Raw genomic sequence first — 14,839 nt, forward strand, 5'->3', positions numbered from 1 at the left:
CCCGCGGAGCGGGATATGCCGCGCTGGCGCGCGTCATAGTGAATGAATTGCGCAAGCGCAATTCAGATTCCGGCGCAAGCGCCGGAATGGAATTCCGTAAACGGAATTCCTAACCGAATGCAATTCGCGCAAGCGCGAATTGGGGGGCGACCGCGCAAGCGCGATCACCGGGGCTGGCTACAAGGGGAGGTGCATCGCGTGCGGGCCTGTGTAGAGCTTGGGGTTCCTGGCCACCATCCCTGCAACGGATGTGACGGGCCATCGGTCTGACGGAGTGCCGGCCCCACTGCAGTGAAGGGTTCCGCTGCGCTCCACCCTGGCCTCTCCCCCACCATCGAAACTGTCCGGTCAAGCTCGCCGATGCCCCGCCAGCATACAGGACAACCGGCTGCTCGTGGGTGAGAATGAGTCATGCATCACCCTGGGGGGGCGAAGTTGGCGCGGGAGGGATGCATCACGGATAGCTGCTGTGTAGAGTCTGGGATCGAGCACCACAACCCCAGCGTCGCGCACCTCGCGCTGGGATTCTCTTTCTGATTACGCGTCGCATTCCGCAAAAAGGAGAACACGGGGCATGGCCGTGAAGTTGCGTGACCATCAGATCGAGGCCGTTGCCGCTATTGTGCGGGGCTTCGATATTCCGCCGGGTGGTATTCCTTGGAATGGACTTCGTGGGCAGGTGCACGCCGCGTGCGGAACGGGAAAAACCATCATTGCGGCGGCGTCGGCGAAGCGCATGGTGCCCAAGGGCCGCGTTCTCGTTCTGGTGCCGACGCTGGACCTCTTGGCTCAGACGGTGAAGGCGTGGCACGACGCCGGGCACAAGGGGCCGGCGGTTGCCGTGTGTTCGCTCGGGGACGACCCGGAGCTGTGGAGCCTGGGGGTGCGCTCCACCACGAACCCTGTGCAGCTGGCGCTGTGGCACGGTCAGGGGCCGGTCACCATCTACGCCACCTACGCGTCCCTGGGGGTCCTGGCGGAGGCGTTCGAGGGCGTGTACGGGCAGCAGTTGGCCCCGGTGGACCTCGCGGTGGTCGATGAGGCGCACCGGACGTCAGGGTCGATGGGTAAGGCGTGGGCGGATGTCCACGACCAAGCCGTTATCCCGGCGTACCGGCGGCTGTATCTGACGGCGACGCCGCGGATCTGGGAGGAGCGCCTCAACCGCGAGGTCGCGGAGGGGGTGCGTGACCCGCTGCCGCGTGAGATGGCGGCTTCCATGGACGACGAGGCAGTGTTTGGGCCGGTTCTCTACAAGCTTTCGCTGGCGTCTGCCGTCTCGCGCGGGCTACTTGCGCGGTACCAGATCATCGTCCTGGAACTGTCCGACCCGGTCGTCACGCCCGAGCGGCTGATGGGCGAGGAGCGGCACACCGAAGAGGTGCGCGGGGAGCGCCTCGGGGCGCTCCAGGCCGCGCTGTTGCACACGATGGCGCAGCACAACCTCAGCACCTGCATCACCTTCCACCACCGGACGATAGAGGCACAGGCATACGCGGAGGGCCTGGAGCGCGTCGCGGCCAAGCTGCACGCCGACCAGCCCGAGAAGTACCCGGCGGCGATCTGGGCGGACTGGCTGTGCGGCGAGCACGTCCCCGAGCGCCGGCGGGGAGTCCTGGGCGGCTTCGGGTCCACCGCGCTGCGGGCCGTGCTCTCGAATTGCCGTGTCCTGGGTGAGGGCGTCGACATCCGGGCCGTGGACTCCGTGGCCCTGCTGGACCCCAAGGGCGCTCCGCACGACATCGTCCAGGCCATCGGCCGGGCGCTGCGTCAAAAGCCCGGACAAGGGAAAGTCGCCTCTCTGATCGTGCCGGTATTCCTCCAGCCCGGAGAAAAGCCGGAGGACATGTTCACCTCCGGATCGTATCGGCCTTTGGTGAAGGTATTGGAGGGGCTGCGCGCTCACGATGAAGAGGCAATCGAATTGCTCGCGATTCCGCAGGAGCCTCAGAAGGACGTCGCTCAGCCGTCCGAGTACATCGGTCCGCCGCCCGAGGAAGGCGAGGATGAGTCTCGTCTGCTGCTTCGTTTTGCGGCTCCGCGTGACCCGGTGATGGTCGCGGACTGGGTGTCCTTCAACGTGATCGACACTGAGCGCCAGGACTGGGGCCGCGGCTGGGCGGCACTCAAGAAGTTCGCGGAGCGTGAGCTTCACGCCAGGGTTCTGTACGGGCACAAGGAGGGCGCGTACCCGCTCGGGCAGTGGATCGCGGAACAGCGACGGGCGTACGGGGCGGGGCAGATGACCGGCCAGCGCGCGAAGCGGCTGGAGAAGCTGGGCATGGTCTGGAGCCTCGTGGATGAGCGGTTCCAGGAGAACCTGGAGGCCGCGAAGGCGTACTACGACCAGCACTGGACGCTGTGCGCGCCCCGGCCCGCGACCATGCTGGACCGGCCGGTGGGGCAGTGGCTGTCCAACCTCCGCCGCCCCGGCGCGCTCGCCGAACACCCCGAATGGGAAACGGCGTTGAAGGACATCGACGAGGACTGGAACCCGTCGTGGCCGGCGGAGTGGCAGCGGCACTACGCCGCGCTGCGCGAGCTGATGGCCGACGAAGAAAGCCAGGCTGGTGCCTCGGAGGTCCTGCCCGGCTTCACCGTCCACGGCATGGACATCGGGAAGTGGCTGGCCCGGCAGCGCACCCGGTCGGTCTGGCAGGCCCTTCACGACGGGCAGCGCGAGCGCCTGGAACAGCTCGGCATCGTCCCGCCCGCCCCCGAGTTGGAAGTACCCGCGAAGCCGTCCACAGCGCCCCTGAGCGCCTTCGAGAAGGGCGTAGCAGCCCTCGCGCAGTACAAAACCCGCACGGGCTCCGTGACCGTCCCCAGAGGCCACGTGGAGCAGTTAGAAGGCGGCCCTGCGGTCAAACTCGGAGTGTGGATCATGAACCAGAAGGGACGCCGCGCCAAGCTCACCACCGACAAACTCGCGCAACTGGCCGCCCTCGGACTCGATTGGGCAGCGGCGTAGGCGATCGGACGGACCTCGAGTGCTGTGTCTGTGGGGGGCCTTCGCTGTCCCGGGCCTGCGGCATCGCACTGGAGTGCGTGTAGGCACTGGGATCCCGGGCCGCTCCCCCTCGGGCTATGTGGCGGCCGGGAGGGGTTCTGTAAGGCTGTCCAGCTGTTCGTAGAGGGCCCGTACGAGCCGGGCGCGAGACCTCAGGAGAGCCGGTCGTCATCACCAGCTCGATCACGGATCGCCCGTCTGGCTCGATGCCAGGCTTCGAAGACTTCGGGAAGCTGGTCCAAGAGGCCGCGCACTGTAAACAAGAGGACGCTCACAGCGCCCGCAGTACCCAAGATCCACATCGTCAGGGCATCCACCGATTCGACACCTTCGTGACAGAGGTCGAACCAGCGACGGATATTGCTCAGTTCGACCACAAAATGGTCAGAACTGAGTTCCGCGCCGACAGCAAAGCTCAGGTACAGCTCAGGAGGGTCAGGCGGGAGCCAGGGCATCCGCAGGCGGCCGTTTGGCGTAGGAGTCCGGGTCGTGGTTAACGGATCACAACAGGATCGACGACATGTCGGCTCATCAGCACCTGCGCCTACTTCCACTAGCCAAGCACACCGCACGGCTCCCAGGCCGGAACGCCTCAACATCACGGTTCAACCAGGCAGTCCGTGATAATGGACGATCCGTCGTTGAAACGCACCGGCGCCGACCACCCCAACCAACCCCCTCACACGGAGAGTCCTACGGGCTGCTGGCGCTGCGGAATTCCCCTACGGCACGCCGCAGGACGGAAGCGAGGTAAAGCTCGGAGTGTTCCTCAGCAACAGCAAGAGCCGCCGGGACAAACTCACCACCCACAAACTCCAGCAGCTGGCCGCCCTCGGACTGCAATGGGCAGCCGCGTAGGCGATCGGACGGACCTCGAGTGCTGTGTGTGTGGGGGGCATGTCGGAGTCGGCGTGGCCCCCTCACGCGGTGTCAGGCGCCAGCCTCTTTTGACATGGATGGTCAGGGCTGCACCACCCCCAACGGCCTTGGTGTGGCGCGGAGATGGAGCAGACGGGTCAGGGGCGGGCGGGCATAGTGCTGAGGGTCTCGCGCTTGTACGCCTTGGAGGAGTAGTTGTGAGTCAGCCGTCCGTCGCGCTCGTCCGTGCCCAGGCCGTGCAATACCGTGAACGGGTCGCGAGCTCCTGCGGCTCCGCGTTGACTGCGGAAGAGACCGCCCTCGTCGGCAAGGAGGCCGGCCGGGCCGCGGCCCGCCGGGCCATTCACGAGGCGGTCACCAGTACGTGGGAGCCGATCGGCTGGATGGGTCCGCTCCTGGTCGCCGCCGCGCTTCCCTGGATCATCCGCAAGCTGACGGCCTCCCCAGTGGTCGAATTGTTCTTCCCTTTCTCCTGGCTCTCCCACGTCATCGAGACGAATGACGCCCCCGGACACTACTCCGCGCTGTTCTACATCGGCTTCGGCCTCCTTTTCGCCGTCGTACTCGTCCTGTCGCTCGTATTTCTGCTGGGTCCTTTGCCGAGCGGCGCGCGGGCCGTGCGTGCCGGGCGAGTGGCCTTCGTCCACAGCCTCGCCCTCTGTGTCGTTGCCGTCTCGCTGATCCTCTTCGCTGTCTCGGGAGGTGTCCACGGGGGGCAGTGGTCCACCGCCAGCGAGATCCTGGCGAGAACGGCCGCGAAGATCGCCTTCGTGGTGCTGATCATGTTGGGGATTGGCCTGGCCATCGCAGTCTGCTTCGTGACGGTCTCTGTCCTGCTCGGGTGGGTGATCCGGCCCATCATGCGGCCCTATGATCCCCTGCTTCTCGCCCTGGTCGACGCCTGCGCCGTGACACATGCCCACCGCGATACCTGGTTCCTGCCGAATTCGCGGAAGGCAGTGGAACGCGCTTTGAAGAACGCCGCCCGCCGGGCAGAGACCGCAGTGCCCGCCCGGCCGTTTCCCGGCGGGCGCGAGCTCGCGCGGGCCGACGTGCTTCGGCTGGCCGCCGTCATCCGGCAGCACCGCATCCCGATAGCTCGGGCCAGCGGCCCGGCTTCCTTCGACCTGGTCGCCCAGTCCCTGTGGTCCGGGGTGATCGCGCTGATCGACGACGACTGGGACGCCCTGACTGCAGCCGCGGAGCCGGTGACCGCTCTCTCCCGACTGCGCAGGACAGCGGTCGCGCTGTGGCCCCCGGTCGTTCTCCTCGCCGCGGCCATCGCGCTGCCGTGGATACCTGGGGTGGAGCAGGCACCCGCTTTGGTGAACGGGCTGCGCGTCACCCTCGTCGTCACAGCCGTGCTCGGCCTTGCCCTGCCGCCCGAGTCTGCCGCGAGGACCTCCATCCTCGACGTCCTCGGCAAGGCCCTGCCCAAGTAAGGCACGTCCATGAGCCCGGCAGGACCTCGGGCGCGGTGTGCGGCCCAGGCCCTACACGCACTCAAGTGCGATGCTGGGGGCCCGAAGGCGGTGGCGTCGCACTGGAGTGCGTGTAAGCCTTGAGATCTTGGGCCCGGTCCCCCGGCGGGCTACGTGACGGCCGGGAAGGGCTCTGTGAGGCGGTCCAGCCGCGTGTAGATGGCCCGTACGAGCCGGGCGCGGTTCTGGGCGCAGCGGGCGGTGCGCTCCAGTGGTGCGGACAGGCGGCCGTCGGTTTCGCGGAGGACGACTTCGGCGAGGGCGCCGCGGCCGTCGCTCTTCGGCAGGGCGGCGGCATGGTGCCGGCCGTTGACGGCGACCGCGCGGGCATGCCCGGTCAGCTGGAGGGCGATCTGCTCGTTCATCTGCTCGGATACCGTCTGACCCATGGCTTCCCGCGAACACCCGCCGCTCCCCGAGTCGGTCCGTCACGGTCTGCGCGCGATCGTCTTTGACACGAACTCCTTATCCCCGCGGTGGGCTTGACTTGGACCTTCTGCGGGAGTGGGCGCAGCGAGCCTTGGACGATGAGTTCGAGGTCTGGGTGGCGGAGCCGGTGCTGTGGGAGATCGCGGAACACGCCGCCGCATCGTGGAGGCTTGGCGGGCGAGTACGAATCGGGCCAGGAAATCGATGCAGGCGGCCGGGCTGAGGATTCCCTCCGACGATCTGTACTACTCGCGTGCGGAGGTAATGGCCGCCGTGGACACATCCGTTCGGAGCCTTGCGCCGTCAGTCCGGATCATCGCCCTTGACGGTGATCTGGCAGTAGAGGCACTCCGTGACCAGGTGCAGATACGTCCGCCCGCCAAGAAGAAGAGTGACGTCAAGACGGGTGCCGCCGACAGCGCCTGGATCCGGCAGGTCCTGCGGGCCGCCGACAACGACATCGACTCCTTCGTGATCGTGGGTGCGGACGCAGATGTCTACGAGGCCTTCAAGGGCTGGAACCGCCCGAAGCCGCACATGGTGCCTTTGCACGCGCTTCAGAGAACGCTCTTCGTCCTGGAGGCTCCGAGCGACGAAATCAAGGACGCTTTGGTGCAGTTCCTCCAGGGCCTGGTGGGCCAGCGGCTGGAGGCGGGGCGTACGCCGGATGAGGACCTGATTCTGGGCGACGTCGCAGTTCTGACCGAGCTTGTCGACGATTGGGAAGACGACCAGATTCGTGACGTGGAGCTTGGCCGCATTAGAGCCGTCGTGGGTATGAACCAGGTGAAGATCCGCCGGAGAGGACTAGTAGGGCTTGGTCAGGTCGGTATCGGTTCTGGCATGTCGCGGTGACAGGTGGGGCAGGCGCCGGTCCAGACCGCGAGGAGTAACTGCAGTTCGCGGGCGACTTGGTAGAGGCTCAGGCCGGCGCCGTCTCTTTTGGGGACCGGGTGAGTCTCTGGAGGGTGCAGAAGGCGTGTGCGACGGAGACGAGGGTGACGTGGTGGTGCCAACCTCTCCAGGTGCGGCCTTCGAAGTGGGCCAGGCCCAGGGCCTGCTTCATCTCGCGGTAGTCGTGCTCGATTCGGCGGAGCTTCGCGGTGCGCACGAGGGTGGCCAGCGCCGTGTCGGCGGGCAGGCTGGACAGCCAGAACTGGACAGGTTCGGGCTCGGTGGCGGGCCATTCGGCCAGCAGCCAGCGCACCGGCAGCTCCTGGCCGTCGCAGGCTTTGCGGATCTCGCATCCGGCGGGCCTGATCCGCAGGGCCACGAAGCGGGAGTACATGCGCTTGAAGCCGCTGCGGCCGCTGCCAGGACGGGATCCTTCCCGCCACTGCACCGGCTTCGCGGCCTGCCTGCCGGCCTCGACGACCAGCTTCTTCACCGTCTGCGCCGGCTCGGGGTAGCCGGGCTGGGGCCGGGGGCCGCGACCGCCGTAGGGCGGGATGTGCGGCCGCGCCCCTTCCGGCTGCGCGGTCGTCGTGGTCGAGATGCCCACCACGTAGTCGAGCCCGCGTTCTTCCAGGCCCAGCCGGAAAGCGGCCGTATCGCCGTAACCGCCGTCGGCCACGGCGAGCGGGACATCGATACCCCACGACCGGGTCTCGTCGATCATGTCCAGCGCCAGCTGCCACTTCTCGACATGGCCCACCTCGGCGGGGATGCCGCACGGCCCACGACGGGCCACCTTGGCGGGATCGGCCTTCGGCGAGGCGGGATCCCAGCTCTCGGGCAGGAACAGACGCCAGTCGATGACCGCCGACGCACGGTCCGATGCCAGGTGCAAGGACACCCCGGCCTGGCAGTTGGTGTCCTTGCCCGCGGTGCCGGTGTACTGCCGCGTCACGCACGCCGAGGCGTCACCGTCCTTGAGGAGTTGGGTCGGGGACGGGACGCCGTGCACCCTCTCGGGTGTCGGTTTTCTCATCCCCGCCCGCCGAACCGGACGTGCCCGTTGGCCGAGCATCCGGCTCTCCACGTGATCCGATGGGTCAGGCGAGGTATTCACTGACCTGGCCGACGAAGGCCACATCGTCGTGGCTGGTCCGGCGGAAGCGAGCCCCGCGTGGATCGACCTCGTCGATGTTGTAGGGCGTGCTGATCTGCGCTCCGCGGAAGCGGTAGCGTTCGACCTTCATCTTCGCCGGGTTGTAGAGAACGATCCCGCCCTCTGCGATGCTGTCCGCTGGGAAATATCGGCGTCGCATCTGTTTCCAGGTCATGCGGGGGTGCTTGCGGCGAATCCAGAGATTCATTCTCCGCCACGCGTGCCAACCGAGGTACGAGAACGTCTTCTTCGAGACGCCGTAGCGGAAATAGGCTGCCCAGCCCCGAAGAACCGGGTTGACCGCCCGCAGCACCTCCTCCAACGACAGCGAGGTCATACCACGCCCCGTCAGCTTCTTGATCTTGTGCATCACCGATGCCAAAGCCTGCTTGGACGGAATGGTGAGCACAACACGACGACCTCCGCCCCAGAGCCTGCGCTGGATGTGGAAGCCCAGGAAGACGAACGCGTCGTCGATGTGTGTGATGTGGGTCTTCTCGTCAGAAAGGGTCATCTTCAACCTGTTGGCCAGCAGCACACCGATCTCCGTCTTCAGTGCTTCGGCCTCTTCCTTCGTGCCGTGCACAAGCACCACGAAGTCATCGGCGTAACGCACCAGCCGGAAGTTCGGCAGCCCCTTGCGACGCCGATGCTGCCGACGCCAGGCCGGGGTCATCTCGATGTCCCAGATCCGTGAGAAATGCCGGTCCAGGACGGAGAGATAGATGTTCGCCAACAGCGGTGAGGCGACTCCTCCTTGCGGAGTTCCGGTGAGGGATTCCGCGAATCCACCCTGCAATTCGACAACTCCGGTCCGCAGAAACGCGCTGACCAGCCGCAGAACCTTGCGGTCCTTGACGCGCTCGGCCACCAGGTCCATCAGGACGTGGTGATCGACGTTGTCGAAGCAAGCCTTGATGTCGCCCTCGATGACCCACTCGTAGTTCGACGGCTTACTGGTGAAGTGGTGGATCTCGGCGATGGCATCCTGAGCCCGACGTCCAGGCCGGTATCCGTAACTGGATGGATAGAAATCGACCTCGAAGATCGGTTCCAGGACCAGCTTGAGGGCCATCTGCGCCACCCGGTCGCGCAGAGTCGGGATGCCCAAGTAACGAACCTTTCCGTTCTTCTTGGGAATCACCGCCTGCTTGACCGGAAGCGCCGTGAAGGACCCGTCCTTGAGCGAAGAGCGAAGCTCCTCCAGGAACGGAATCAATCCATGACGTTCCTCGACGTGGTAACGGGTGACCCCATCCACGCCCGCTGTCCTGGCACCCCGGTTGCCAGACACCCGTTCCCAGGCCACCAATAATGTGGCCCGATCACAGATCAAGTTGAATACATCATCGAACCGGCGATCTGGTTCGGTCCTTGCCCATCGGTGCAGCTTGATCTGGTGATCGAGTACCCGTCGCTCAGCCGTCATACTGCCCGGCCAAGTTGTTGTCGACGGCACGTCGTTATTCAACAACGTTCCTCCCCGACAGCAGTCTTGCTGCTATCACGCTGTCGCCCTTTCCCGTGTGACCGGCTTTCCCGGCCTCTGAGTACTACGGCGACTCCGCCACGATCTGGCGTCATCAGCGGGCATTGCGCCTGCCCGCCGCCCGGCCGGCTGCCGGACGGGGAGGGCGATGCCAGATCGCTTCCCACGTTCACTGAGAATCTTTGCGACGGCTTCGGTGCCCGGCTTTACCCCGGCAGCATCGCCACGGACCGCATATCGCAGGATTGGTCCGGGCCTCCCGACGTGCCACAAGCTAAGGACGTCGGGAGAGGAGAGGCCACCGGATAGAGCACTCTCCAGCACTGCGGCGCGGTCCATCCACCAGATTTGGCAGACCGCTGACGACTCACGGGGCTTCAACCACCGGTTCAGTTTCCTTGCACCCATTCCGTCTTCGCTTGCGGGCACGAACCATCTGGTGGTCTCGGTTCGCCCCTACGTTGTCGAGGCCGCTTCCAGCTTCACCCCCAACCCAGGGTTCCGCCTGCCTCCAGCTTCAGCCAGTCACTGCGATGACCAGCGGCGGGTTCTCCCTCCCGCTCGATTCCTCAGCGCCTCGTGGCGCACACCCGGTGTCATCAATGATCAGCGCAGTCGGTTTGATCACCTGCTGCATCCGCCACGCCAGCCGGGCCCGCACATGCGCGGCATCCCACGGACTGGAGGTGATGAAGTGGGCCAGAGCCTGCCGGTTGCCGTCCTCGCCCAGCCGGGCGGCCATCGGCTCCACCGACTTGCGCCGCCCCTCCAGCAGCAGTCCCCGCAGATAGACCCCGCCCCAACGGCGCTGATCCACCCGCGCGAACGGCTCGAACACCTCCGCCGCGAAATCCTCCAGATCACACCGGACCGCGGCCAACTCCCCACCCATCACAACAGGTCAACGGCCCACCCCATCAAACGGACACGCCACCAGCGACTGAACCCGACCAAGCCCTACTAGATGCCTTCGGCGATGACCTCGTTGGGGCGCTGGGCACCGATGCCCCGCTGTGCGTCGAACAGGCGCCGGGCGTAGTCGGCCTGGAGGTGGACGGTGATGCGCCGTGTGCGGCCGTCGTCGGTGGTGCCGACGGGCGTGGTGTATCCAAAGCGGGCGGGCCTCCACAGTGATCCCGGTCGTGGTCGCAGCCTGCTTGCGGCGCCGGTCCGGGAATCTTCTTGTCGAACACCGGCGCCGTGACGTGGACCGGCCCGGACAGGCCGACGGTGAGGCGGGCCGCAGCGGCGAGGAAGGCCGTGTTGATATCGATGCCCACCGCCCAGGGCAGTAAAAGCTCCTCATCGGACAGCAGTTGCGGGTCGCGCACCCACCGGTAGGCCTCCTCATCCAGGAAGCCGCCCTCCCAGCCGTGCGCGACCGGATGCTCGGGCGGGGCCTCCTGGCGGCGCGGGATCGGTCGGCCAGGCCAGTGCGCCCGGGTTCGGACCGGACACCCACGCGCCGGTCGCCTCATCCTTGACCGGCCGGGTCGGCGGCCGCAACGCCGTCATGAGCTCCAGACCGGTCACCGCGGTGGAACCTGAGGGGTGGGTACCCGGGATGCGAACACGCCCAGGACACGGACCAGATCGGCGGGATGCAACTGGGCGGCGTCGCCCCAGGCGCGGCTGTCCATGGCATCCCACAGCAGGACCGCCAGCTGCACGCACTGCCGCCGGCCGCCGCTGCGCTGTTAGAGCAGCAGTTGGAGCCAGTTCGGGATCTCCGCTCCTGCGGTGCGGCCCAGGCCCGTGGCGATTCCGCCGATGAAGCCGAGGATCGCGACCGCGGCGGCGCGGCGTAGGCGGGAGGTGTTGCGCTGGGGGGCATCGGGAGCCGTCTGGGTCATGCTGCGAGCTTGCGGTGTACGGAGGGTCGTGCGCAGCGCGCAACAGTTGCCAATGATGCGCAACGCGTTGCCAATTCCTGCGCAACAGTCTGACAGCGCCAAGTGGTAGCCGACACTGGGACAGTGACGACCAGTAGACGCCGAAGCGGGGCCAGCGCCCTTGGCCGGCTTCACCCGGATGCGAGCCCGGAGCGCCGGGAACTCGCCCTTGCTCTGCGCGAGTTGTTCCAGAGGCTTGAGTTGCCCCTGCGGACTTACGCGGACAAGGAAGCGCGCGCCGCCAGCTCCGTAAGCCGTGCGCTCAGTGGCGAGCGGCCGGCGCAGGAGGATTTCGTGAAGAATCTCCTCCACGACGCGGGCGAGCCCCCTCGGCCGCCATTGTCTGAGAAGGAGACCGCCCGGGTGTGGGCGCTGTTCCGCAAGGACGAAGAGAGCCGCATGGATCCGGCGAGCCGCATCCGGCTCCTTGAGCGCAGCAGGCGCGAACTGGAGAAGCGCCTGCGCGAGCTGGAGGACAGCCGGGCCGCCGCAGACGCGGACGGCACCGCAGCCGAGTTGGACTCCCTGCGCCACCGGCTGCACCAACGCGAGCGGGAGCTGGCACGGGTCGAGCAGGAGCGCGATCAGCTGGCGCGGCGCATCAGGAAGCTACTCTCCGAGGCCGGACTCCAAGACGGCCACAGGCCCGTGGTGATCCGGTCGCCGTTCGCCCGCTGGTACGACCCGGAGGCACGGCCCGATCGGGAGTGGTACTGGCCCGCCTACGCCGACCTCCTGAGGCAGCGGGGGTGGGCGGACCCGAGGATGGCAGACCTGGACGAGGCGACGGACCAGGTGGTGGAGAAGCTGGCCGACCCGAGCGCGGCGGAGGCATACCAAGCCAAGGGCTTGGTGATCACGCCCGTGGGATCCGGCTCGAGCGCCCACATCACCGGCACCGTGGCGAAGGCGGTCGATGCGGGCTACCGCCTGGTCATCGTACTGACGGGGCCGAGCAACACGCTGCGGTACCAGCGGCAACGGACCCTCGACCGCGATCTGGTGGGGCGGGAGAACATCTTGCGCGGCGCAGACGAGTCCGACGACTCCGAGTACGGGGACGATCCCGACTGGTTCAAGACGGACGGGTTCCTGCGGCACGGCCGACATCCCGCCTCGGAAGGTTCGTTCGACATTGTCCGTCTGACGACGCGCGACAACGACTACGCCAGCCTGCGCCAGAGCCTCGCCGCGCTCGAGTTCGAGAAGCGGATGCCCCAGCTGCCGCTGAACGGTCCTGAGAACCTGCACGCCACGGCCGTACGGCTCATGGTCGTGAAGAAGAACAAGACCATCTTGTCCAGGCTGGAAAAGGACCTGCAGAGCATCCAAACGCCGCTGGCGGAGATCCCCACGCTGATCATCGACGATGGCACTGAGTGGGATCCGGGCGTCGTGAACACCCACAGGAAGGCGACCGGAGCTGGGAAGGTGGGCCTCACGTCCGTCCAGGTCGCCATGGCGGAACTGCTGGGCCTCTTGCCCAGGGCGCAGTACATCGCCTACGCCACGTCACCCTTCGTCGGCACCCTCATGGACCCAGCCGCCCTGGAGGACCTGTTCCCGAGGGACTTCATCGTTTCCCTGCCGCGCCCCGCCGGCTACGTGGGTGTGGAGGACTTCCACGACATCGACTCGGACGTCCCGGAGGAGCAGCGTACCTTCGCCAACTCCCCGGAGAAAGCACACGTCCGCAACCTCGTGCTCCGTGACGAGGACGATAACCAGGGCGAACAGCAGGCGATGGACATGTTCGTGCTGACCGGCGCGGTGAAGCTGTACCGGGCCACGCGTGGCGGGGGCGAAGCACCAACCGACTATCGCCACCACACCATGATCGTTAACTCTTCGGATCGCGTCATTCGGAAGCGGGAACAGGCAGCGCGCTTGCGCCGCCTCTGGTACGAGGGCTCCTACGACCGGGCCGACGGTCTCGGACGGCTCCGCGAGCTGTACGAAAGGGACGTCGAGCCCGTTTCCTGCGAGCGAGCCGACGGGCTGCCCGTCCCCGAGTCCTTCGACGAGCTCGTACCGTACGTCGTTGCTGCATGGTCGCGGATCGACTCCGACGGCAACGCCGTCGTGATCGAGAGCGGATCCACGCACGACGAACACAGCAGGTACGAGCTGGACTTCACGCGGCGGCACATCTGGAAGATCCTCGTCTGCGGCTCTCGGCTCTCCAACGGCGGCACCGTCGAGGGTCTGACCGTCATCTACCAGGGGCCCCGCACCGATAGCTCGGTGGTTCTGGCCGGGATGGGACGCTGGGCCGGCTTCCGTATCGGCTACCGGGACCTGATGCGGCTCTACTTCGCGCGGGTCCCGACCGATGCCGACGGGGGCCTTTTCCACGCCTTCGCGGCGATCTTCCGCGACCAGCTCTCGTTCCAGGAGGACCTGGCGCGCTACGCCGTCGAAGTCGACGGCAGGTCACAGCTCACGCCCGCCCAAGTGCCCTCGCTGCTCGCGCAACACCTGGGCGCGGTGGACCCGGAGCAGCGACGGAACGCTCTCTTCAACGCCGAACTGGTCGAGATCCGCTCACCCGGCCGGTGGATCGAGCCGCTCGCCCACCCCGTGGACGCGGCAGCAAAAGCCCGCAACGTCCAGCAGTGGCGGCCACTGCTGGACGTTCTGGCGAAGCCCCGCGTGCTCAGCGGGCGATCCACCTCCCTCCGCGCCCGCACCGGCCTGGTCGCGCACGCCCGCCTGATGCATGTCTTCTCCGAGCTGGAGGGCACCGGACCGCAGCTGCGCCCGCACCTCGCCTACCTGGAGCAGCTGGGACGGGAGCCCGGGGGCCAGTGGCTGCTGGTCGTGCCGCAACCCGCTGGTGACGGACCCACGGCATCGGTACTCGGCTTTGAATCGCTACCCCTCTTCCGCCAAGCGCGTCGGGCCAGCCGGGGGGACAGCTTCGGCAGGATCACGAAGCCGTCGCACGAGTCTGCGGTCGAGGCCGCAGTGGGTCGGACTGACGGAGCGTTGCCGCTCCTGGGGGCGGTGCTCCTGTACCCCATTCACGAAGGGGAGGACGGCTCCGTCAAGGAGCGGGAGGCGGACCCGTCGCAGATCGTCTTTGGGGTCGGCGTCTACACCCCAGAGAAAGAGGAGGGCCCGTTGCTTCGCTTCCGTTCCGTACTCAGCCCTTGATGCGACTGGCGTTTGAGCCGGAGGTACCCCGTCGATCCCTGAGTCGGCGGTAGGACGCCAGCACGGCGCAGCCAGACCCCCAGTCTGGCCCGCGTCAAAATCCTGGCCAACTATGAAGCGGGCACTGAGCCGTGTCACCCGTTACCTCACTGAGGAGGCCTGCGCGCCGAGGTCCAATCCCGCATCGCCGCCCCAGGCTGGTCCTGAGACGGTTGCAATCGTCCGTCACTCGCTGGGCTCCGTGGCAGCTTTCCAGTCTGCCCACCGGCTGACGCGGGAGCTTCCGCTGCTGCTTCCCCGCGGGGGCCGCGTACGGTGGTTTACGACCGCCTCACCGACGCCAAGGCGGTGCCGCCCAGCGCTGAGTGAACTTCGCTGACCGCGACGACCTGGTAACTGCGGCGCTCGATCTCGCGCCGCTCTTTGCCGACCCGTACGGGGCGCTCTCCTCCG

General features: G+C 67.0%; 8 protein-coding genes and 3 pseudogenes. 4 read left to right on the forward strand and 7 right to left on the reverse strand.

Features of this window, described 5'->3' with window-relative positions; genetic code table 11:
• Nucleotides 1-574: 574 nt before the first annotated feature.
• Nucleotides 575-2,971: a Helicase associated domain protein gene (locus tag ACIBBB_RS34735; protein ID WP_398989224.1), complete on the forward strand. Its 2,397-nt coding sequence runs from the start codon at nt 575-577 to the stop codon at nt 2,969-2,971.
• Nucleotides 2,972-3,162: 191 nt separating this feature from the next.
• Here ACIBBB_RS34735 and ACIBBB_RS34740 read toward each other — a convergent pair whose 3' ends face one another.
• Nucleotides 3,163-3,387, reverse strand: coding sequence for a hypothetical protein (locus ACIBBB_RS34740; RefSeq protein ID WP_398989225.1), 225 nt, complete (start codon nt 3,385-3,387; stop codon nt 3,163-3,165).
• 699 nt (nt 3,388-4,086) lie between these two features.
• Here ACIBBB_RS34740 and ACIBBB_RS34745 point away from each other — a divergent pair.
• A complete protein-coding gene (locus ACIBBB_RS34745; protein ID WP_398989227.1) occupies nt 4,087-5,331 on the forward strand; it encodes a hypothetical protein in 1,245 nt (414 codons plus the stop codon).
• A gap of 149 nt (nt 5,332-5,480) precedes the next feature.
• On the opposite strand, the pseudogene ACIBBB_RS34750 reads toward ACIBBB_RS34745, so the two are convergent.
• Nucleotides 5,481-5,729, reverse strand: a pseudogene (locus ACIBBB_RS34750) (restriction endonuclease); the annotation flags it as partial.
• 202 nt (nt 5,730-5,931) lie between these two features.
• Here ACIBBB_RS34750 and ACIBBB_RS34755 point away from each other — a divergent pair.
• Complete coding sequence (locus ACIBBB_RS34755) at nt 5,932-6,654, forward strand: hypothetical protein (protein ID WP_398989229.1); 723 nt, start codon at nt 5,932-5,934, stop codon at nt 6,652-6,654.
• A gap of 67 nt (nt 6,655-6,721) precedes the next feature.
• On the opposite strand, the gene ACIBBB_RS34760 is transcribed toward ACIBBB_RS34755, so the two are convergent.
• The 5 genes and pseudogenes from ACIBBB_RS34760 to ACIBBB_RS34780 all read right to left on the reverse strand — a co-directional run bounded on the left by ACIBBB_RS34760 (nt 6,722) and on the right by ACIBBB_RS34780 (nt 11,191).
• Entirely contained in the window at nt 6,722-7,729 is a 1,008-nt protein-coding gene (locus tag ACIBBB_RS34760; protein WP_398989231.1) for an IS701 family transposase, read from the reverse strand.
• Between the two features lie 64 nt (nt 7,730-7,793).
• Entirely contained in the window at nt 7,794-9,320 is a 1,527-nt protein-coding gene (ltrA, locus tag ACIBBB_RS34765; protein WP_398989233.1) for a group II intron reverse transcriptase/maturase, read from the reverse strand.
• 607 nt (nt 9,321-9,927) lie between these two features.
• Nucleotides 9,928-10,230: pseudogene (locus ACIBBB_RS34770) on the reverse strand (transposase); the annotation flags it as partial.
• 74 nt (nt 10,231-10,304) lie between these two features.
• Nucleotides 10,305-10,506: pseudogene (locus ACIBBB_RS34775) on the reverse strand (XRE family transcriptional regulator); the annotation flags it as partial.
• A gap of 529 nt (nt 10,507-11,035) precedes the next feature.
• Nucleotides 11,036-11,191 (reverse strand): hypothetical protein, encoded by a 156-nt coding sequence (locus ACIBBB_RS34780; RefSeq protein WP_398989235.1) that lies wholly within the window; start codon nt 11,189-11,191, stop codon nt 11,036-11,038.
• A 333-nt stretch (nt 11,192-11,524) separates the two neighbouring features.
• Here ACIBBB_RS34780 and ACIBBB_RS34785 point away from each other — a divergent pair, with 333 nt between their 5' ends.
• A complete protein-coding gene (locus ACIBBB_RS34785) occupies nt 11,525-14,386 on the forward strand; it encodes a Z1 domain-containing protein (RefSeq protein WP_398989236.1) in 2,862 nt (953 codons plus the stop codon).
• Nucleotides 14,387-14,839 lie beyond the last annotated feature (453 nt).

Origin of the sequence: Streptomyces sp. NPDC051217 (assembly GCF_044455465.1) — a bacterium.
GTDB lineage: Bacteria > Actinomycetota > Actinomycetes > Streptomycetales > Streptomycetaceae > Streptomyces.